Raw genomic sequence first — 17785 nt, forward strand, 5'->3', positions numbered from 1 at the left:
TGCGCGCCACGGCGGAATCCCAGGGCCGCGAGGTCGCGCTCGAGGTCCAGGGCGAGGAAGTCCAGATCGACCGCAGCCTTGCCGACCTGCTGGCCGATCCGCTGCTGCATCTCGTCCGCAACGCGGTGGACCACGGGATCGAGCCCCCGGCCGAGCGGATCGCCGCCGGCAAGCCCGCGACCGGGCGGCTGCTCCTCATCGCGGACCGCCAGCCGGGCCGCCTCTTCGTCAGCATCGCCGATGACGGCCGCGGCATCGACGACGCGGCGGTCCTCGCGCGCGCCGTCTCGCGCGGGCTGATCTCCACCGAGGCCGGGGCGCGGCTCGGCCGGGCGGAGATCCACGCGCTGCTCTTCCTGCCCGGCTTCTCCACCCGCGACGCCGTCAGCGAGACCTCCGGGCGCGGCGTCGGGCTGGACGTGGTGCAGGATGCGGCACGGCGCGCCGGCGGCTCGGTGCGCGTGGAGAGCGAGCCCGGCGCGGGCACGCGTTTCATCCTCGACCTGCCGCTGACCGCCGCCATCCAGCCCGTGCTGCTCGTCGAGGCCGCGGGCCACCTCTACGCCCTGCCCTCCGGGCGTGTGGACTCCGTCATCCGGCCGGAGCAGCTCGCGGCCGGCCAGGCGATCATCACGCTGGAATCGGTGCTGCGCCTGCCGCCCTCGCGCAGCAGCGCCATCGTGCTCATCCGCCGGCCCGCCGGGGCCCTGGCCCTCGCGGTCGATCGGGTGGGACGGCGGACCGACCTGCTGCTCAAGCCGCTGCATCCGGCCCTGGCCGGCACGCCCGGCGTGGGGGGCGTGGGCGTGCTCGGAAATGGCGAACCGGTGCTGCTGCTGGAGCCCGACAGCCTCTGAGAATCAGGCCTGGAAACGTACCGCGAGGACGGTGACGTCATCGGCCGGCGGCGCGGTCTTCACGAAGCTGGCCACGGCCGCCAGCAGCGCCTCGATCGCCGGCGCCGGCTCGACCAGCGAGCCGAGGGCCACCAGCACCGCCTCCTTGCCGAAGAGCTCGCCCTCCAGGTCCTGCGCCTCGGTCACGCCGTCGGTGAGCAGGAGCATCGCCTCGCCCGGCGCCAGGGCGAAGGGCGCGCTGGAATAGGGGAAGTCCTCGATCACGCCGAGCGCGGGCTGGATGGAATAGCCGCCCATCACCTGCACGCCCGGGGCGCAAAGGCGCAGCGGCGCCTCGTGCCCGGCCACGCAGATGCGCCCCTCGCCGGTCTGCGCGTCGAGCACGCCCAGCGCGGCCGTCACGAAGGTCATCTCCGGGTTGTCGAAGGCGAGGTCGTCATTGGCCAGGGTCATCAGATCGCCCGGATCGGGCACCTCGCCTCTGGCATCCGCGAGCCGCACGCCCGCGCGGATGAGGCCCAGACTGCGTGCCATGGTCAGGCCGGCCGAAGCCCCCTTCCCCGCCACGTCGGCCACCACGAAGACGAGGTGATGCGGGCCGACCCAGCGCATGTCGTAGAGATCGCCGCCCACCTCGCGCGCCGGCTCCATATGCGCGGCCACGGTCACGCGCCCGCGCGACAGCGCGGCGAAGTCGCGCGGCACCAGCGAGAGCTGCGCCTGGCGCGCGCTTTCGAGCTCGGCCTCCAGCGCCTGAAGGCGCTCGGCCGCGAGGTCACGCAGGCGCTTCTTCTCCAGCACCGCCTGGAGACGTGCCTTGAGCAGCGGCGGATCGAAGGATTTCGGCAGGTAGTCCTCGGCGCCCAGCTCGATGCAGCGGATGACGCCCGACATCTCCGTCTGCGCCGAGATCACGATGACCGGCGGCGCGTTCGGCATGCCGTGCAGCCGCTCCAGCACGCCGATACCGTCGAGCTCGGGCATCTCCAGGTCGAGAAGCACCACGTCGAAGGGCTTCGCGGCGATCGCGGCCAAGGCTTCCACGCCGTTCACCGCCATGTCCGGCTCGCCGAAGCCGAGCTCGGCAAGCCGCCGCTTCAGCAGCAGCCGGTTGAAGCTGCTGTCGTCGACGACGAGGATGTCCGCCCTCATTCCGGGCGCGCCGCCATGTTCTCCACCGCGCCGCGCGATTCGCTCGCCAGCCGGGACAGGTCGATCATCGTCACCGTGATTTCCTCCGCGGCCGTCGCATTGGACTGGCCGATCCGCGTCAGCACCGCCACCCGCTCGTCCAGCGAGGCGACGGTGGTCTGCTGCTCCTCCATGGCGACGGCGATGGCCGCGGCGAGGCGCGCGCTCTCGCCGGTCAGCCGCTCGAAATCATCCATCGCCTCGCCCACGGCGGCGGCCGTGCCCGCGCCCTCACGCGTGCGGCGGCCGGCGGCGAGCACCACATCCGCGATCTCCTGCGCGAGCGCCTCGGTATTGGCGGCGAGCGCACGCACCTCCTCGGCGACGACGGCGAGGCCGCGGCCATGCTCGCCCGCGCGCGCCGCCTCGATGGCGGCGTTGATGGCGAGGATATTGGTCTGCGTCGCGATCTTGGCGATGGTGCCGGCGATGCGCGTCACGCGCTCGGTGTCCTCGCCGACCGCATCCACCGTCTCGATGAGCTGGCGCACCTTCTCCAGGCTCGCGCCCAGCAGCGACTGCGCCTCGGCCGCCGTGTCGCGCGCGCGCTGGGTGCTGCGGCCGACATCGGCCACGGCCTCGGTCGTATGGCCGAGCGCGTCGGAGACCTGGCGAAGCTCGGCGAGCTGCGTCATCGCGCCGTCGCTCACCTGGCCGATGGCCTGGCTCGCCTGGGTGGTCACGATGGCGGTGCGCCGCGCGCCCTCCAGCGCCTGCTCCATCAGCCGGTTGGTGTTGCCGAGATTGGTCTTGAACACATCGACGGCGCGCGCCATCTCGCCGACCTGATCGGCGCGGTCCAGGCCGGGCACCTCGACCTGCGCCTCGCCATGGGCGAGCTTCTGCATGGAGGCCGCGAGGCGCGAGAGCGGCCAGGCCGTCAGCAGCACCAGCACGAACCAGACCAGCGCCAGCGCGATGAGCCCCACGCCCGCCGCGACATAGGTGATCAGGCGCCCCTCCTCCTGCAGGCGGTGCGCCTGGAGCAGATTGGCGTCGGCATCCGATTTGGCGATGGCCCGCGCGTCGCTCGCCAGGCGATTGAAGGCCACGACCATGTCGAGCCATTCCTCCTGCAGCGGCGCGTATTGGTCGCGCTGGCGGCGGGCGAAGGCGTCGCGCGTGCGCTCGCCGAGGTCGGGCAGGCGGGCGCGCATGTCGCGCGCGCCGGCGGCCACGATGCTGTCGACCCGGTCGCCCACCAGGGAGATCAGCAGGTCGAAGCTGTCCTGGATGCCCTCGGCGTTGCGCTGCATGCGCACGGCCGTGACGGTGGGCGGCAGGACGCCCGCCAGCACGGCGGCGAAGCCCTGGGCGAAATCGGCCACGTCGTTGGAAAAGTCGTCCACGGCCTCGATGGCGGCGCGGTCGCGCACGCCCATCTCCTCGATGATCGCGCCCTGGCGCGCCAGCAGGACGAGCGAGTTGCCGGCGAGGATGGCCATCACCGAGAACATCAGGATCAGGATGACGGCGGCGCGCGTGCCGATGCGCCCGATGAAGCGCCCGTGCCTGGGAGCTCCCGCGCCACGGATGGCGCCGGAATAGCTGGAGGTCGGGGTCTTCAGAGCCTGTGTGTCCTGAGCCATTACAAGCTTAGGATACATCACTTCCCGCCGCGCGGGCAGCATCTACCGCCCCGATAACCAAAGGCGCCGTGCATTTCCGTCCGGCGGCCGAGAACCCGCCCGTGGAGTCGCCGATGGCCTGCCGCATCCTCGTCGTGAACAGCAACACCACGGATTCCGTGACCTCGCGCATCGCCCAGGCGGCCGAGGCCGCGCGGCCGGCCGGCTGCGTGGTCGAGACGGTGACCGCCCCCTTCGGCCTGCCGCTCATCGTCACCCGCGCGGACTGGATGGTCGCCGGACCGCCGACGGTGGCGGCATTGGCCGCACGGCGCGGCCAGTTCGACGCGGCCGTCGTGGCCTGCTTCGGCGATCCGGGCGTGGAAGCGGCGCGGGAGTTGCTGGACGTGCCGGTGATCGGCATCAGCGAGGCGGCCTTCCACGCAGCCTGCCTGCTGGGCCGGCGCTTCGGCATCGTGAGCTTCACCGCCGCGCTGAAACCCATGTTCGAGGATTGCCTGGAGCGCGCGGGGCTCGCCGCGCGCTGCGCCGGCTTCCGCATGGGGCCGGCCTTCTCGGGCGATCCCGGGCGGGTCGCGGAGGAGCGGCGCGACGCCATCCTGGAGCTGTGCCGCGAAAGCATCGAGCGGGACGGCGCGGAGGTCGTGATCCTGGCGGGCGGGCCGCTGGCCGGGCTGGCGCCGCAACTGGCCCAGGATGTGGCTGCGCCGCTGGTGGACGGAACGGCGGCCGGCGTGCGGCTGGCGGCCGCGCTGGCGGGGCTCGCGCCCGTCGCGAAGGCCCAGCGGGCGCGGCCGCTGGCGGGATACCAGGCCGAGCTCACCGCGCTCTACGGTGGAAAATAGCGAGAGGGGCTGGCCCTCTCGCTATCGCGGGGCGGTTCAGCCGCGCGGCAGCTCCTGCTCCACCAGCGTGGCGAAGAAGCTCGCCCCGATCGGCAGCAGGTCGTCGTTGAAGTCGTATTTGGTGTTGTGCACCGGCACGCCGCCCTTGTTCGCACCGGCCTGGCCGAGCTTGAGGAAGCAGCCCGGACGCTCGATCAGCATGTAGGAAAAGTCCTCCGCGCCCATGGCGGGCGGGCGCTTGCGGATCACCTTGTCGGCCCCCGAGACCTTCGCCGCCGCGATGGCCGCGCGCTCGGTCTGGGCCTCGTGGTTCACGGTCGGCGGGTAGCCGCGCTTGTACTCGACCACGACTTCCGCGTCGTACATCGCACCCATGTTCTGGCTGATCTGGGTGATGAGGCGCTCCATCTCGTCGCGCGTCTCAGCCCGCAGCGTGCGGATCGTGCCGTTGATGGTGGCCGTGTCGGGGATCACATTGCTCGCCGTGCCCGAATGGAACTGGCAGAGGCTGATCACCGCGGAATCCAGCGGATCCACGCGCCGCGCCACGATGCCCTGGATGGCGACGACGATCTGCGCGCCGATCAGGATCGGGTCGAGCGACATATGCGGGCGCGCCGCATGACCGCCGCGGCCCTTCACGGTGAGGGTCACGCGGTCCGACGCCGCCAGGATGGGGCCGGACACCGCCGAGATCTCGCCCAGCTTCAGGCCGGGATCGTTGTGCACGCCATAGACGCTGTCGCAGGGGAAGCGCTCGAAGAGGCCTTCCTCGATCATCACCTTGGCGCCGGCGCCGCCCTCCTCGGCGGGCTGGAAGAGGAAGTGGACCGTGCCGTCGAAGTTCTTCGTCTCGGCCAGATATTTCGCCGCGCCGAGCAGCATGGTCGTGTGGCCGTCATGCCCGCAGGCGTGCATCTTGCCCGGCACGGTGGAGGCGTGCGGCAGGCCCGTCTCCTCCGGCATGGGCAGCGCGTCCATATCGGCGCGCAGGCCGATGGTGCGGCCGGAATTGCCGCTGCGCAGCACGCCCACGACGCCCGTGCCCGCGATGCCGCGATGCACCTCGATGCCCCATTCCGCCAGCTTCGTCGCCACCGTCTCGGCGGTGCGGTGCTCCTCGAAGAGCAGCTCCGGATGGGCGTGGATGTCACGCCGCCATTCGGTCATCTCTTCGGCGAAGGCGGCGATGCTGTTGTTCACGGGCATGGAGGGGGAATCCTGGACTCAAAAGAAGGGCCTGCGGAAGGTTCCGCAGGCCCCATGGATTTCAGACCCGCGATGGCCGCGCGTCAAATCGCGATCAGCGGCGCTGCGGCGGGATCTCGGAGACCGATAGCCGGGCGGGAGCGCCCGAGCCGCCGCCGAAGACGCCGATCCAGATATCGTACTGGCCCGAGGCGGGGCGATTCAGGACGATGCCGGGGTTCAGATCGTTCAGGTCGTCGTTGCAGACCCAGCTCCCGTCGGGGAGGTTCACGACCAGCGTCGTGTCCGCCTGCGCCTGCACCGAGATGTAGAGCGGGAAGCTACCGGCCTGGTAGTTCAGCCGCACGTCCGGCGCATTGGCGATCGAGCCCGTGCAGCCATTGCCCAGACGCTCGGAATTGATGTTGCCGCCGGCCGTCACGTCGATGCTGCGCGGATCCGGCTGGAAGTTCGTCTGCAGGTCCAGCGTGCCGAAGGTCGGGCGCTGATTGAAGTCCTGCGCGAAAGCCGGAAGCGCGAAGAGGCTGCCCGCCAGGGCGAGGGCGGCAAGCTTGTTGACCATGAGGGAGTTTCCGTCTTCTGCTCGTAGGGGCCAAATCCTAGGTGTCGCATGGATGCTGCGTCAACGGATCTGGAGGAAAATTCATGCGTCGGAATAACACTTGACCGTCCTGCTCGCCCTCGATCAGGGCACGACCTCCACCCGCGCCATCGCCTTCGATGCCGCGCTGGTGCCGCGCGCCACGGCGCAGATCGAGCTGCCGCAGCACTTCCCCGCCCCCGGCTGGGTGGAGCACGAGCCCGAGGACATCGCGTCCCATTCGCTGCGCGTCCTGCGCGAGGCGCTGGACAAGGCGGGCGCCACGCCGCGGATGTGGCGGGCATCGGCATCACCAATCAGCGCGAAACCACCGTGCTGTGGGAGCGCGCGACGGGCCGGGCGGTCGGCCGCGCGCCGGTCTGGCAGGACCGCCGCACGGCGGCGCTGTGCGAATCGCTGCGCGCGGCGGGGCATGAGGCGCTGGTCACCGCGCGGACGGGGCTGCTGCTCGACCCCTATTTCTCCGCCACCAAGCTCGCCTGGCTGCTCGACAACACCCCCGGCGCCCGCGCCGCCGCCGAGCGCGGCGAGCTCTGCTTCGGCACGGTCGACAGCTTCCTGCTGTTCCGCCTCACCGAGGGCCGCGTCCACGCCACCGACGCGACCAATGCCGCGCGCACTTTGCTCTTCGACATCCGCCGTGGCGTGTGGGACGAGGAGATGCTGGCTCTCTTCAATATCCCGCGCGCGATCCTGCCCGAGGTGCGCGACTGCGCCGCGCGATTTGGCGAGACGCGGCTGCTGGGCGGCTCCATCCCCATCCTCGGCATGGCCGGTGACCAGCAGGCGGCCACGCTCGGCCAGGCCTGCTTCGAGCCGGGGATGATCAAGTCCACCTATGGCACCGGCTGCTTTGCCTTGCTGGTGACGGGCGAGGAGGCGGTGACCTCGACCAACCGGCTCCTCACCACCATCGCCTGGCAGCTCGGGGGCCGGCGCAGCTATGCGCTGGAGGGCTCCATCTTCATGGCGGGCGCGACGGTGCAATGGCTGCGCGACGGCCTGGGCATCATCGCCAAGGCCAGCGAGGCGGGCGAGCTCGCGGCCAAGGCCGATCCGGCGCAGCGCGTGCACCTGGTGCCGGCCTTCACCGGGCTCGGCGCGCCGTGGTGGGACGCGCAGGCCCGCGGCGCCATCCTCGGCCTCACCCGCGCCTCGGGGCGTGCGGAGATCTGCCGCGCCGCGCTGGAGAGCGTGGCGCTGCAGACGGCCGACCTGCTCGACGCCATGCGCCGCGACTGGCCCCAGATGGGAAAATCGGGCACGGGCCACACCGTTCTGCGCGTCGACGGCGGCATGGTGGCGAGCGACTGGACCATGCAGTTCCTCGCCGACATCCTCGGCGCCCCGGTGGACCGGCCGGTGGTGCCGGAGACGACGGCGCTGGGCGCGGCCTATCTCGCGGGGCTCCAGGCCGGACTGCTGCCGCCGCCCGGCGACGCCTCCACCCATTGGCGGCGCGAGCGGCGCTTCCAGCCGCGAATGGCGCGTCCCGAGGCCGATCGCCGCAAGGCCGATTGGCGCGAGGCCGTGGCACGCGTGCTCACCAAAGCGGATTGACCGCATCGCCCTCCGCGACCATGACTGCGCGCCGGAGGAGTTCATGACAGACAACAGGTTCCTGGTCGGCAACGGCGCAGGCTTCTCGGGCGACCGCGTGGATGCGCCCCTGCCCGTCCTGAAGACCCTCATCGCCAGCGGCCTGCCCTCCGCGATGTTCTTCGAGACGCTGGGCGAGCGCACCGTGGCCCTGGCGCATCTGGAAAAGCGGCGCGACCCCAATGCCGGCTACGAGCCGATGCTGGAACGGCTGCTCGCCCCCATCCTCGCCCTCGCCAAGCAGAACAATATCCCGCTGCTGGGCAATTGGGGCGCGGCCAACCCTTCCTCCGCCGCCATCGCCGTCGCGAAGCTCGCGATGGCGCAGGGCCTGCCCGATCTGCGCATCGCGCTGGTCGAGGGCGACGACGTCACCGGCCTCGTCGCCGGCGGACAGCTGCCCGTGCATGAGGCCGATGCGGGGCTCGACATGGGCGCGTGGAAGCTCATCGCCGCCAATGCCTATATCGGCGCGGAACCGCTCATCGAGGCGCTGGCCCAGGATGCCGACGTCGTGGTCGCCGGACGCACCAGCGACCCCGCGCTCGCCATCGCGCCGCTCGCGCATCACTTCGGCTGGCGGATGGACGACTGGGACGCGCTGGCGCTCGGCGCGGCCACGGGCCACCTGCTGGAATGCGGCAGCCAGGTCACCGGCGGCGTCTTCTGGGACCCCGGCTTCAAGGACATCCCCGACCCCGCGAATATCGGCTTCCCGATCGCGGAAGTGACGGCCGAGGGCGGCCTCGTCATCACCAAGGCGGCCGATACCGGCGGCCTGGTGGACCTGCGCACCATCAAGGAGCAGCTGCTCTACGAGCTGCACGACCCCTCGCACTACATCACGCCCGACGTCGTGCTCGACATCAGCCAGTGCCGCGTCGAACAGGTCGGCCAGGACCGCGTGGCACTGTACAACCTGCGCGGCCATGCGCGGCCCGACACGCTCAAGGTCACCGCGAGCTTCGAGGGAAGCTGGCTCGGCGAGGGCGAGGTTTCCGTCGCCGGCCCCAATGCGCTCGCCCGCGCCCGCGCCACGGCCGAGGTTCTGCTGCAGCGCATGAAGGTGCGCGGCCTCGACGTCCGCGCGCGCGTGGACCTGATCGGCGTCGCCAGCGTGCATGACAGCGACGACGGCGCGCTCTGGCGCAGCTATGCCGGGCCGGAGCCCGAGGACATCCGCATCCGCCTCGCGGTCGAGGCGCATACGCGCGACGATGCGGACCAAGCCTCGCGCGAGGTGCTCGCCATGCTCTGCTGCGGCACGGCGGGAACGGGCGGGGCGCGGTGGCGCGTCACGCCGCGCATCCTGACCCGCAGCCATCTCGTGCTGCGCGAGCGGGTGCCCACCCGCGTCATCGTCCGCACCGCCAGGGAGATCGCCGGATGACCACCACCGTCCTGCTGCACGAGATCGCGCACAGCCGCGCGGGCGACAAGGGCAACCGCCTCAACATGTCGCTGATGCCCTATAAGCCCGAGCACTACGCGATCCTCGCCGAACAGATCACGGCCGACCGCGTGCTGGCGCTGTTCACCCATCGCGGCGCCACGGGCTGCGTGCGCTACGACCTGCCGAATCTGCAGGCCTTCAACTTCGTGGTCGACGAGGTGCTGGAGGGTGGCGTGAACGGCAGCCTCAACCTCGACGGCCACGGCAAGTCCAACTCCTTCCGCCTGCTCGCGCTGACGGTGGAGTTGCCCGACCGCTAGCTTCGGGCCGCTAGATCAGGATGTCCCAATGCCGCCGCCCTGCCGGGCGGATAGCGACCAGGACGCCGGCGGCATCGTGCAGGCGGATTTCCTGCCCGACGCTGCCGCTGCCGAAGCGCCGCGCGGCGCCCTGCCGGGCCTTGGTCAGCGAGCCTTCGATCCGGATCGTGACCGGCGGCTCGCAGGGGCCGCGCACGCTCGCGCTGGCGCGGTAGATCTGCACCGTCCGGTGGTGCAGATCGCTATGGCCCGCCGTCGCGGACTCGATAAGCCGGCGGGGCAGCAGGGCGTCGGTCGAGGGAAATTCGAGGACCGGGGCCAGGGCCATCGCGGGCGTCTTCGCGCCTGGTGCAACGCCGGCCGCCCTTACCGTCCCCCCACCCATCGCCGCGATGACGTCGAGGGCGAAACGGTCCCAGACCAGACGGCCGAGCGACGGAATACCCGGAGGCATGTTCCTCGCGTCGATCAGCTTGGAAAACGCCGCCCGCGTCATCCCGAGATAAGCGGCTGCGGCATCCAGCGTGAGCCATCTTGGCGCGTTGAATCCAATATCCACTTTGCCCCTCAGTCCTGTCTTCTAATGTCCGGCGTCGCCGCACCCCGGGGAGGATGACGGCCCGCCACAGAAAATCCCGTCAGGTAGGGTGAGGTGAATCTGCGGTCTAACTTGCGTGCACTGCAAGTTTTTTTGCACGCAAAGGTTGAATAATATCCGTTACTTCAGCACTTGTTGCGGAAATACCACATCGGACGCCCGGGTCATCTCAGCCCTGGGTCATTCGGCTGGCCGGCGCTCGCGCAGCTTCAGGCGCTCCATCTCCGGAACTTCCTGACCGGCATCGACGAAGGCCTGCTTCAACGCCTGGAGATTGGGCGCGAAGATGCCTTCGCGATTGGCGACGCACCATTCGCGGCTCTCGGTCTGCATGCGCAGGCTGCCCTGGAAACGCGGCATGACCCAGCGGGCGAAAAGCTCGAAACTCCGCAGCGTCTGCTCGCGATCGGCCCATTCATGCGCGCGGAAAAGGATGCCGCCGGCGCCGCCATCGGTGAAGGCGAGCAGCCGCTCGATGCCCTTGGCCACCGTCTCGGGGCTGCCGACGAGGGTGGTGCCGGCCTTGAGCCCGTCGCGCAAGGGCTCTTCCGAGCGAGTGGGGGGGCGTCCCAGCACCTCGCCGAAGTAATCCTCGGTCTCCATCCGCTCCCCCGCCTTCACCTGCCGGATCGCGAGTTCGTCGTCCTCGGCGACATGCAGGTTCACCACGAGGCGCCAGTCGGCGCGGTTCATGGTCTTGCCGTGCCCGGCGGCCTCGGCCTCGCCCAGCCGCCACTGTTCGGCGAGCTTCTGCGGGCCACCGGGCAGGCCGGCGCCCAGCGAGATCAGGCCCAGCCCGTGCTTCGCCGCGGCGAGCACGCCGGAGGGGGTCGTGGAGGAAGCAACCTTGATGTCCATATGCGGGTAGGAGTAGGGCGCAAGATGCAGCCGCGCCTGGCGCAGTTCGAACCAGTCGGTCTTCATCGTGACCGGCTCCTCGCAGGCGAGAAGCTTCATGATGGCCGAGAGCGCTTCCTCCATGCGCGGGCGCTGCGTCTTCGCCTCCAGGCCCATCATATAGGCGTCGGAAATCAGCGCGCCGGGGCCGCAGCCGAGCATGGCGCGGCCGCGCGTCATGTGGTCGAGCTGCACGAAGCGCTGCGCGACCAGGAAGGGATGATGATAGGGCAGGCTCGTCACGCCCGAGCCGAGCTTGATGTGCTTGGTGCGCTCGGCCGCCGCGGCGATGATGAGCTCCGGGCTCGCGATGGTTTCCCAACCCGCCGAATGGTGCTCGCCGATCCAGGCCTCGTCATAGCCCAGCGAGTCCAGCGCCACGAGCAGGTCGATGTCGCGATGGATTGCGAGCGTCGGATTGTCGCCCAGCCTGTGGAAGGGCGCGAGGAAGATGCCGAACTTCAAACCCGCATGGGCCATGGTGACGTTTTCCCGCTGGTGATTCGCGTCAGGCTGGCCGCTCGTTCGGCGAAGGTCAACGCTTCCAGACGACCAATGCGACGCCGAAAGCAGCGACCGCCGTGCCCGCGATGGCCAGCGGCGACATCACGTCGCCCAGCACCGCCCAGGCGATGAGCCCGGCCAGCGGCGGCACCAGGAAGAACACCGAGGAGGCCCGCGCGGCCTCGCCATGCCGCAGCATCGCGAAGAGCAGCGACAGCGAGATCAGCGAGTTCACGAAGACGAGGTAAGCGAGCCCCACGAAGAATTGCGGCGCCAGTTCCACGCGCATGGTCTCAAGCCCGGCGGCCAGCGGCAGGGTCGCGACCAGCGCCACCGCGCACATCACGAGATTGGCGGTGACGAGGTCGGTCTTCGTTCCCTTCGCGGCCTTGCGCTCCAGCAGCGCGCCGGCCGTCATGACCGCCAGGGCGGTCGTTGCGAAAAACAGCCCCACCCATCCGCTCGCGGCCAGGCCCGAACCGGAGACGATGACGAGGCCCGCGCCAGCCATGCCCAGCAGCAGCCCGATCCAACCGCGCCTGCCCACGGGCGGGTCGCCGATGACGCTGGGCGCGAGGAGCGCCACGATCACGGGCTGGAGCCCGATCAGCAGCGCGATCGTCCCCGCGCCCATGCCATGGGACATGGCGAGGTTCATCGAGGCGAAATAGGCGAATTGCACCAGCAGCCCCATGCGGACCAGGTGCAGGAGCGTCGCGCGGCTCGGCCGCGCCGGACGCAGGATCAGCCAGAGCGGCCCCAGCAGCGCGACCACCACGGCGTAGCGCAGCACCTGCAGGGTCAGCGGCTCGACATAGGGCAGGCAGAGCTTGATGGCCGTGAAGCCGCCCGACCACAGCGAGACGAAGAGGATCGGCGCGGCCGTCAGCCAGGCTGGCCGGGTGGTGGTGCTCAAAGCCGGAAGATCCCCATCTGGCCGCGGACGTCGAAGTCGCGCGGCCAGCTTCCGCCCGAAACCCTGGCATCCGCAAGCGCGCCGGCGGCGAAGTCCCCTCGCGCGCCGGCGCGCCCGCCGTCAGGCCGCCTTGCGCAGCTCCGTCAGCGCGGCGAGTGCCGCCACCGTGTCGAGGCAGGCGATCGCCGCCTCCTTGCCCTTCACGAGGAAGTGGTCGCTGAAGAAGCGTTGGTGCTCCTCATGGTCGTGGAAATGCTGCGGCGTCAGCACCGCCGAGATCACGGGCACCTCCGTCTCCAGCTGCACGCGCATCAGCGCGTCGATGACGGCGCCGGCCACGAAGTCGTGCCGGTAGATCCCGCCATCCACCACCAGCCCGCAGGCCACGATCGCGGCATAGCGCCCGGATCGCGCCAGGAGCTTGGCGTGCAGCGGAATCTCGAAGGCGCCCGGCACCGTATGGACGTCGATGCGGCCGGCAGGAACGCCGCGCCGGGCCATCTCCGCCAGGAAGGCTTCGCGCCCCTGGCCGACGATGTCCCGGTGCCAGCCGGACTGGATGAAGGCGAAACGGGTGTTGTCAGTCTGATTCATGCTTCCCTCTTCGGGTTGAGACCTGAATCAGGGCGCACGAGCCCTCGCCCGCCCATCGTGGGGAGAGCGATTCACCGCTTCGGCCCTTCGGCCTCCACGGATCGCGCTCCGTCCCGACGGGCCGGCAACGACATCGCGCTCTCTTCCATCCGGACTATGACCGTCGGCTCCGGGATCGCACCGGATCTGCTGACCCCGCCTCCCCGAGGGAAAACGGGCGCTCGCGGGCTGAGGCGATCGCTCGCCATCACCGCCGGTGGGGATTTTCGCCCCGCCCTGAGAACGCTTGCCCCGGGACATCCCGGAGCAGTTCCAACATCGTCCCGAAGGCCCGCCTTGGCAACCGCGCCACGCGGTTTGATGGCGCGCGCCCGATCCCTCTAGAGTGGCCCCATGTCCGACCCGACCCCCTATGCCCGCGCGGTTCCCGGCAGCCAGCCGCCGCTCGACAGCCCCTCCTACGGCAGCACCCACAAGCGCGCGCCGAAGCAGGAGCCCATCAGGGCGCCCTTCACCCTCACCGAGGCGAGCTCGCCGCGCTTCGACCTGCCGAGCCAGGCCGACATGTCCATCGTCGACGGCCAGGCGGCGATGGGCGAGCGCATCATCGTCACCGGCCGCGTGCGGGATGAGCGCGGCATGCCGCTGCGCGGGACGATGGTCGAGGTCTGGCAGGCCAATTCCGCCGGGCGCTATCACCACCCGCGCGACCAGCACGACGCCCCGCTCGATCCGCATTTCTCCGGCCAGGCGCGCGTCTTCACTGATGAAGAGGGCTGGTACCGCTTCACCACCATCCGCCCCGGCGCCTATCCCTGGCGCAACCACCACAATGCCTGGCGGCCGGCGCATCTGCACTTCAGCCTCTTCGGCCAGGGCTTCGCGCAGCGCCTCGTCACGCAGATGTATTTTCCGGGCGACCCGCTGCTGCCGCTGGACCCGATCTTCCTCGCCACCGCCGACGAGGCGGCGCGGAACCGGCTGGTCGCGATCTTCGACCTCGACGTCACGCAGCCCGAATTCGCGCTCGGCTTTCGCTTCGACATCACCTTGCGCGGCCCCTCCGCGACGCCCTTCGAGGAGGAGCACGCATGAGCACCGCCCACCAGACCGCGGGCCCCTTCTGGCACCTCATCGACTTCCCCGGCTGGGCCGACCTGCTGCGCGAGGACGGCCCGAATGCCGGCGCGGCGGGTGAGCGCATCACCCTCCAGGGCACGCTCACCGACGGCGACGGCGCGCTCGTCACCGATGCCATGATCGAGATCTGGCACGCCGATCCGCAGGGCCGCTACGACGGCAGCTTCCAGGGCTTCGGGCGCTGCGCCACCGATTGCGGGGGGCAGTTCCGCTTCACCACGATCAGGCCCGGCCCCGTCCCCGGCCGCGGCAACACGCTGCAGGCCCCGCATGTGCAGATCGCGATCTTCGCGCGCGGCCTGCTGCAGCACCTCACCACGCGCCTGTATTTCGCCGGGGAGCCGCTGAACGACAGCGACCCGCTCCTGTCCCTCGTCCCCAGCGAGCGGCGCAGCACCATGACCGCAACCCCGGTCATCCCCGGAACCTGGCAGCTGGACATCCGGCTGCAGGGCGGGGCGGAAACCGTCTTCCTGGATATTTGAACCCATGCCCGTGAATCCCGCCGACTCGCCCGTCATGGGCGCGCTCTACGGCACCGATGCCATGCGCGCCGCCATGGGCGAGCGCGCCTTCCTCCAGCGCATGCTGGACTTCGAGGCCGCGCTGGCCCGCGCCCAGGCGCGCCTGGGCATCGTGCCGCAGACGGCCGCCGCCGCCATCACCGAGGCCGCGAAGGTCGACAGGCTCGACTTCGCGGCCCTGGCGGATGCGACGCGCAACACCGGCTACCCGGTCGTGGGCCTCGTGAAGCAGCTCACCGCCGCCGCCGGCGCGGAAGCCGGCCGCTGGACGCATTGGGGCGCGACCACCCAGGACGTCATGGACACCGCCGTGGTGATGCAGATGCGCCAGGGCCTGGCGCTCATCCGCGGCGAGCTGCTGGAGCTGAACGGCGCGCTGGCGGCGCTGGCCCGCCGCCATCGCGGCACCATCATGGCCGGGCGGACGCACCTCCAGCACGCCTTGCCGGTGACCTTCGGCTACAAGGTCGCGGTCTGGCTCTCGCCCTTGCTCACCATGGTGGAGCGCCTGGACCAGCTGCGCCCGCGCGTGGAGCGCCTGCAATTCGGCGGCGCGGCCGGCACCCTGGCCTCGCTCGACAAGCGCGGCATCTCCGTCCAGCGCGAGCTGGCGCGCGAGCTCGGCCTCGCCTGCCCCGACATTCCCTGGCATGTCGCGCGCGACGGCTTCGCCGAGGCGATCGGCTTCCTCGGCCTCGTCTGCGGCGCGCTCTCCAAGATCGCGACCGACGTGATCCTGCTGATGCAGACCGAGATCGCCGAGGTGAACGAGCCGCATGTCTTCGGCCGCGGCGGCAGCTCCACCATGCCGCAGAAGCGCAACCCGATCTCCTGCGAATACATCATCGCCCAGTCGCGCGGCGTGCACGCGCTGGTGCCGCAGATGCTGGCCGCCATGGCGCAGGACCTGGAGCGCGGCACCGGCCCCTGGCAGGCCGAGTCGCTGGCCATCGGCCAGGCCTTCAACCTCACCCATGGCGCCCTCGCCCAGGCCCGCTTCCTGGCCGAGGGCCTGGTGGTGGACCCCGCGCGCATGCTGAAGAACCTCGCCTCCACCGGCGGGCTCATCGCCTCCGAGCAGGTGATGATGGAGCTCGCGCCCATCCTGGGGCGCGGCGAGGCGCATCACATCGTGAACAACGCCTGCGACGTCGCGATCGCGCGCGGCATCCCGCTGGCCGAAGCGCTGAAGGAACAGCCCGAGATCGCCTCGCGCGTGGAGCCGGCGCTCATCGCGGCGATGTGCAACCCGGAGAACTACCTGGGCAGCGCCATGGTCTTCGTCGATCAGGTGCTGGACCGGATGGGCTGACCCTCAGCCGCTGACGGCGCGGTCGCGCCCGAGGCGCTTGGCCTCGTAGAGGCGAAGGTCGGCCTGGCGCAGCAGGTCTTCGAAGGTCGCCGCATCGCCGGGAAAGCCGGCGATGCCGATGGAGGCCGTCAGCGGCGCCGGCAGCGCCGACCCGCCGCTGCGCGCCACCGCCAGGCGCAGCCGCTCCGCGAATTCGGGCAGATCCTGCGGCGTGAGCCCGTCGCAGAGGACCACGAATTCATCGCCGCCATAGCGGAAGATCTCGCCCCGCGGACGGATCGCCGATTGGAGGGCGGCGGCGGCCTGGCGCAGCGCCAGGTCGCCGGCCTGATGGCCATGGGTGTCGTTCACCCGCTTGAAGTGGTCGATGTCCACGAGGGCGAGGCCGAGCGTGCCGCGCTCCGCCGCCGCCCGCGTCAGGCGCGCCGGGCCCAGGTTGTCGAACTGCCGCCGGTCGAGCGCGCCCGTCAGGGGATCGAGGCGGCTGGCCGTCAGCAGCGCCTCGTAGCGGTGCCGGTAGGTGAGCTTGCCGAAGAGCCCGGCCGTCCCCTCCTGCTCATGCACCGAGGGCGGGCGCTCCACCCAGCGCAGATAGGCGGCCGCCATGAGGGTGAAGGTGAGCGCGGCGCCCATCTTGGCCACCCAGCCGCCGAAGAGCGCGGCGATGGGCGTCCCCGCGACGATCTTGAGGCCGAGGTAGAAGGCGAGCTGATCGAAGGTCAGCACCACCGTCAGGCTCAGCAGCATCGAGGGGAAGATACGCCCCGGCCATCGCTGCGCCACCGCCTCGTAGAGCAGGATCATCGCGATGCTGTCGATGAAGAGCAGCGTCGTGCCCCAGACCATCAGCACCCCGACATGGTCGATCAGCATCAGATCCGGACCGAGGTTCGACAGGCCGGAGGCGGGCTCATAGAAGCGCAGCAGAAGCACCAGCCCGACCATGAGGGCATTGCCGACGAGCAGCCCATAGATGGGCTGCCGGACCGTCTCGCTGTCCTCGATGATGTAGAGCAGCAGGATCATCGCCAGCTTGCCGCTGAACATGACGGTCGATCCCGGCGAGATCAGGCCGAAGGGCAGTTCGATGAAGAACACCGCCGCGAGATAGGTCTCGAGGAAGTGCATGACGCCGACCGCGCAAACGAAAACCCCGATGCCGACCCATCGCCGGATCCGCAGCAGCGCGGTCATGACACAGAAATACAGGATCGCCTGAGTCAGAAGGAGCAGCGAGCCAGTCAAAATCGGTCGTCCATTTCATCGCCGGGGGCGCCGAACATTAGCGGCATTCGCGCCCGACGACGACAGCGGGGCCTCACTCCACCACGAAACGCCCCTGCAGGCGGTGGCCATCCGCCAGCTGCCCCGTGAAGACGAGGCGCGCGCCCGAAGCCGGCGGCGTGGCGAGGCTGCCCGTCAGGCGATTGGGTTCGGCCGGCGCGAGCGCGAGATTCACCGTCTGCCCGCCGGACTGCACCACCAGCCGCCCGGTCGCGCCCCGGCTGGGCATCGGCCGACTGCCGTCCCTCAGAAAGACGGTGAGCGTCGCGCCCGAGACGACCAGCTCGTAGCTGTGGCCGTGCTCGGTGGAGAGCGGCCCGCCATTGGGGCCGCGCGGCGCCTGGGCGAGCGCGGGGAGGGAAAATAGGCAGGCGCCGAACAGGATACGGCGTGAGAGTTTCATGGTCTTCTC

Annotated in this window: 17 protein-coding genes, 1 pseudogene and 1 riboswitch; of the genes and pseudogenes, 8 read left to right on the forward strand and 10 right to left on the reverse strand. The window is 70.5% G+C overall.

Features of this window, described 5'->3' with window-relative positions; all coding sequences use genetic code 11:
• Window positions 1-857 (forward strand): chemotaxis protein CheA (locus ACO057_RS22960; protein WP_421995901.1); only part of this gene is annotated, 857 nt, incomplete at its 5' end.
• 3 nt (window positions 858-860) lie between these two features.
• Here the strand turns inward: ACO057_RS22960 and ACO057_RS22965 are convergent.
• Entirely contained in the window at window positions 861-2009 is a 1149-nt protein-coding gene (locus ACO057_RS22965) for a PP2C family protein-serine/threonine phosphatase (RefSeq protein ID WP_421995903.1), read from the reverse strand.
• The gene (locus tag ACO057_RS22970) at window positions 2006-3637 is read right to left on the reverse strand and encodes a methyl-accepting chemotaxis protein (RefSeq protein WP_421995905.1); all 1632 of its coding nucleotides are present in this window, start codon (window positions 3635-3637) and stop codon (window positions 2006-2008) included. The genes ACO057_RS22965 and ACO057_RS22970 overlap by 4 nt, the downstream gene beginning before the upstream one ends.
• 68 nt (window positions 3638-3705) lie before the next feature.
• Between ACO057_RS22970 and ACO057_RS22975 the strand changes: the two genes are divergently transcribed.
• Complete coding sequence (locus tag ACO057_RS22975) at window positions 3706-4482, forward strand: aspartate/glutamate racemase family protein (RefSeq protein ID WP_421995907.1); 777 nt, start codon at window positions 3706-3708, stop codon at window positions 4480-4482.
• Window positions 4483-4518: 36 nt separating this feature from the next.
• Here ACO057_RS22975 and ACO057_RS22980 read toward each other — a convergent pair whose 3' ends face one another.
• Together ACO057_RS22980 and ACO057_RS22985 are read right to left on the reverse strand one after the other, a co-directional pair.
• A complete protein-coding gene (locus ACO057_RS22980; protein ID WP_421995909.1) occupies window positions 4519-5691 on the reverse strand; it encodes a M20 aminoacylase family protein in 1173 nt (390 codons plus the stop codon).
• 94 nt (window positions 5692-5785) lie between these two features.
• On the reverse strand, window positions 5786-6253 hold the full coding sequence (locus tag ACO057_RS22985) for a hypothetical protein (RefSeq protein ID WP_421995911.1): 468 nt from the start codon (window positions 6251-6253) through the stop codon (window positions 5786-5788).
• A 100-nt stretch (window positions 6254-6353) separates the two neighbouring features.
• On the opposite strand from ACO057_RS22985, the pseudogene glpK reads away from it, so the two are divergent.
• The 3 genes and pseudogenes from glpK to ACO057_RS23000 all read left to right on the forward strand — a co-directional run bounded on the left by glpK (window position 6354) and on the right by ACO057_RS23000 (window position 9604).
• Window positions 6354-7852: pseudogene (gene glpK, locus ACO057_RS22990) on the forward strand (glycerol kinase GlpK).
• 43 nt (window positions 7853-7895) lie between these two features.
• A complete protein-coding gene (locus ACO057_RS22995) occupies window positions 7896-9281 on the forward strand; it encodes an acyclic terpene utilization AtuA family protein (protein ID WP_421995913.1) in 1386 nt (461 codons plus the stop codon).
• Entirely contained in the window at window positions 9278-9604 is a 327-nt protein-coding gene (locus ACO057_RS23000; protein ID WP_421995915.1) for an AtuA-related protein, read from the forward strand. The genes ACO057_RS22995 and ACO057_RS23000 overlap by 4 nt, the downstream gene beginning before the upstream one ends.
• 10 nt (window positions 9605-9614) lie before the next feature.
• Here the strand turns inward: ACO057_RS23000 and ACO057_RS23005 are convergent, their stop codons facing one another.
• The 4 genes from ACO057_RS23005 to ACO057_RS23020 all read right to left on the reverse strand — a co-directional run bounded on the left by ACO057_RS23005 (window position 9615) and on the right by ACO057_RS23020 (window position 13113).
• Window positions 9615-10058: a hypothetical protein gene (locus ACO057_RS23005; protein WP_421995917.1), complete on the reverse strand. Its 444-nt coding sequence runs from the start codon at window positions 10056-10058 to the stop codon at window positions 9615-9617.
• A gap of 324 nt (window positions 10059-10382) precedes the next feature.
• Window positions 10383-11579 (reverse strand): LLM class flavin-dependent oxidoreductase, encoded by a 1197-nt coding sequence (locus ACO057_RS23010; RefSeq protein WP_421995919.1) that lies wholly within the window; start codon window positions 11577-11579, stop codon window positions 10383-10385.
• A 55-nt stretch (window positions 11580-11634) separates the two neighbouring features.
• Window positions 11635-12519 (reverse strand): DMT family transporter, encoded by an 885-nt coding sequence (locus tag ACO057_RS23015; RefSeq protein WP_421995921.1) that lies wholly within the window; start codon window positions 12517-12519, stop codon window positions 11635-11637.
• A 120-nt stretch (window positions 12520-12639) separates the two neighbouring features.
• The gene (locus ACO057_RS23020) at window positions 12640-13113 is read right to left on the reverse strand and encodes a 6,7-dimethyl-8-ribityllumazine synthase (protein WP_421995923.1); all 474 of its coding nucleotides are present in this window, start codon (window positions 13111-13113) and stop codon (window positions 12640-12642) included.
• A gap of 133 nt (window positions 13114-13246) precedes the next feature.
• Window positions 13247-13401: riboswitch (FMN riboswitch) on the reverse strand.
• A 105-nt stretch (window positions 13402-13506) separates the two neighbouring features.
• Here ACO057_RS23020 and pcaH point away from each other — a divergent pair.
• Genes pcaH through pcaB form a run of 3 tightly spaced genes read left to right on the forward strand, consistent with a single transcriptional unit; the run spans window position 13507 to window position 16089 of the window.
• The gene (pcaH, locus tag ACO057_RS23025; RefSeq protein WP_421995925.1) at window positions 13507-14208 is read left to right on the forward strand and encodes a protocatechuate 3,4-dioxygenase subunit beta; all 702 of its coding nucleotides are present in this window, start codon (window positions 13507-13509) and stop codon (window positions 14206-14208) included.
• Window positions 14205-14738: a protocatechuate 3,4-dioxygenase subunit alpha gene (pcaG, locus tag ACO057_RS23030; protein WP_421995927.1), complete on the forward strand. Its 534-nt coding sequence runs from the start codon at window positions 14205-14207 to the stop codon at window positions 14736-14738. The genes pcaH and pcaG overlap by 4 nt, the downstream gene beginning before the upstream one ends.
• Window positions 14739-14742: 4 nt before the next feature.
• On the forward strand, window positions 14743-16089 hold the full coding sequence (gene pcaB, locus ACO057_RS23035; protein ID WP_421995929.1) for a 3-carboxy-cis,cis-muconate cycloisomerase: 1347 nt from the start codon (window positions 14743-14745) through the stop codon (window positions 16087-16089).
• A gap of 3 nt (window positions 16090-16092) precedes the next feature.
• Here pcaB and ACO057_RS23040 read toward each other — a convergent pair whose 3' ends face one another.
• Together ACO057_RS23040 and ACO057_RS23045 are read right to left on the reverse strand one after the other, a co-directional pair.
• Window positions 16093-17283: a diguanylate cyclase gene (locus ACO057_RS23040; protein WP_421995931.1), complete on the reverse strand. Its 1191-nt coding sequence runs from the start codon at window positions 17281-17283 to the stop codon at window positions 16093-16095.
• Window positions 17284-17407: 124 nt separating this feature from the next.
• Window positions 17408-17776: a hypothetical protein gene (locus tag ACO057_RS23045; RefSeq protein ID WP_421995933.1), complete on the reverse strand. Its 369-nt coding sequence runs from the start codon at window positions 17774-17776 to the stop codon at window positions 17408-17410.
• Window positions 17777-17785: the final 9 nt, after the last annotated feature.

Source organism: Roseococcus sp., from assembly GCF_965227005.1.
In the GTDB taxonomy this organism is placed as follows: Bacteria; Pseudomonadota; Alphaproteobacteria; order Acetobacterales; family Acetobacteraceae; genus Roseococcus.

Bases quoted from the DNA above. Each gene is read 5' to 3' on its own strand.
- ACO057_RS22965 (WP_421995903.1), bottom strand. From the start codon at position 2,009: ATGAGGGCGGACATCCTCGTCGTCGACGACAGCAGCTTCAACCGGCTG.
- ACO057_RS22970 (WP_421995905.1), bottom strand. From the start codon at position 3,637: ATGGCTCAGGACACACAGGCTCTGAAGACCCCGACCTCCAGCTATTCC.
- ACO057_RS22980 (WP_421995909.1), bottom strand. From the start codon at position 5,691: ATGCCCGTGAACAACAGCATCGCCGCCTTCGCCGAAGAGATGACCGAA.
- ACO057_RS22985 (WP_421995911.1), bottom strand. From the start codon at position 6,253: ATGGTCAACAAGCTTGCCGCCCTCGCCCTGGCGGGCAGCCTCTTCGCG.
- ACO057_RS22995 (WP_421995913.1), top strand. From the start codon at position 7,896: ATGACAGACAACAGGTTCCTGGTCGGCAACGGCGCAGGCTTCTCGGGC.
- ACO057_RS23000 (WP_421995915.1), top strand. From the start codon at position 9,278: ATGACCACCACCGTCCTGCTGCACGAGATCGCGCACAGCCGCGCGGGC.
- ACO057_RS23005 (WP_421995917.1), bottom strand. From the start codon at position 10,058: ATGCCTCCGGGTATTCCGTCGCTCGGCCGTCTGGTCTGGGACCGTTTC.
- ACO057_RS23010 (WP_421995919.1), bottom strand. From the start codon at position 11,579: ATGGCCCATGCGGGTTTGAAGTTCGGCATCTTCCTCGCGCCCTTCCAC.
- ACO057_RS23020 (WP_421995923.1), bottom strand. From the start codon at position 13,113: ATGAATCAGACTGACAACACCCGTTTCGCCTTCATCCAGTCCGGCTGG.
- pcaH (WP_421995925.1), top strand. From the start codon at position 13,507: ATGTCCGACCCGACCCCCTATGCCCGCGCGGTTCCCGGCAGCCAGCCG.
- pcaG (WP_421995927.1), top strand. From the start codon at position 14,205: ATGAGCACCGCCCACCAGACCGCGGGCCCCTTCTGGCACCTCATCGAC.
- pcaB (WP_421995929.1), top strand. From the start codon at position 14,743: ATGCCCGTGAATCCCGCCGACTCGCCCGTCATGGGCGCGCTCTACGGC.
- ACO057_RS23040 (WP_421995931.1), bottom strand. From the start codon at position 17,283: ATGACCGCGCTGCTGCGGATCCGGCGATGGGTCGGCATCGGGGTTTTC.
- ACO057_RS23045 (WP_421995933.1), bottom strand. From the start codon at position 17,776: ATGAAACTCTCACGCCGTATCCTGTTCGGCGCCTGCCTATTTTCCCTC.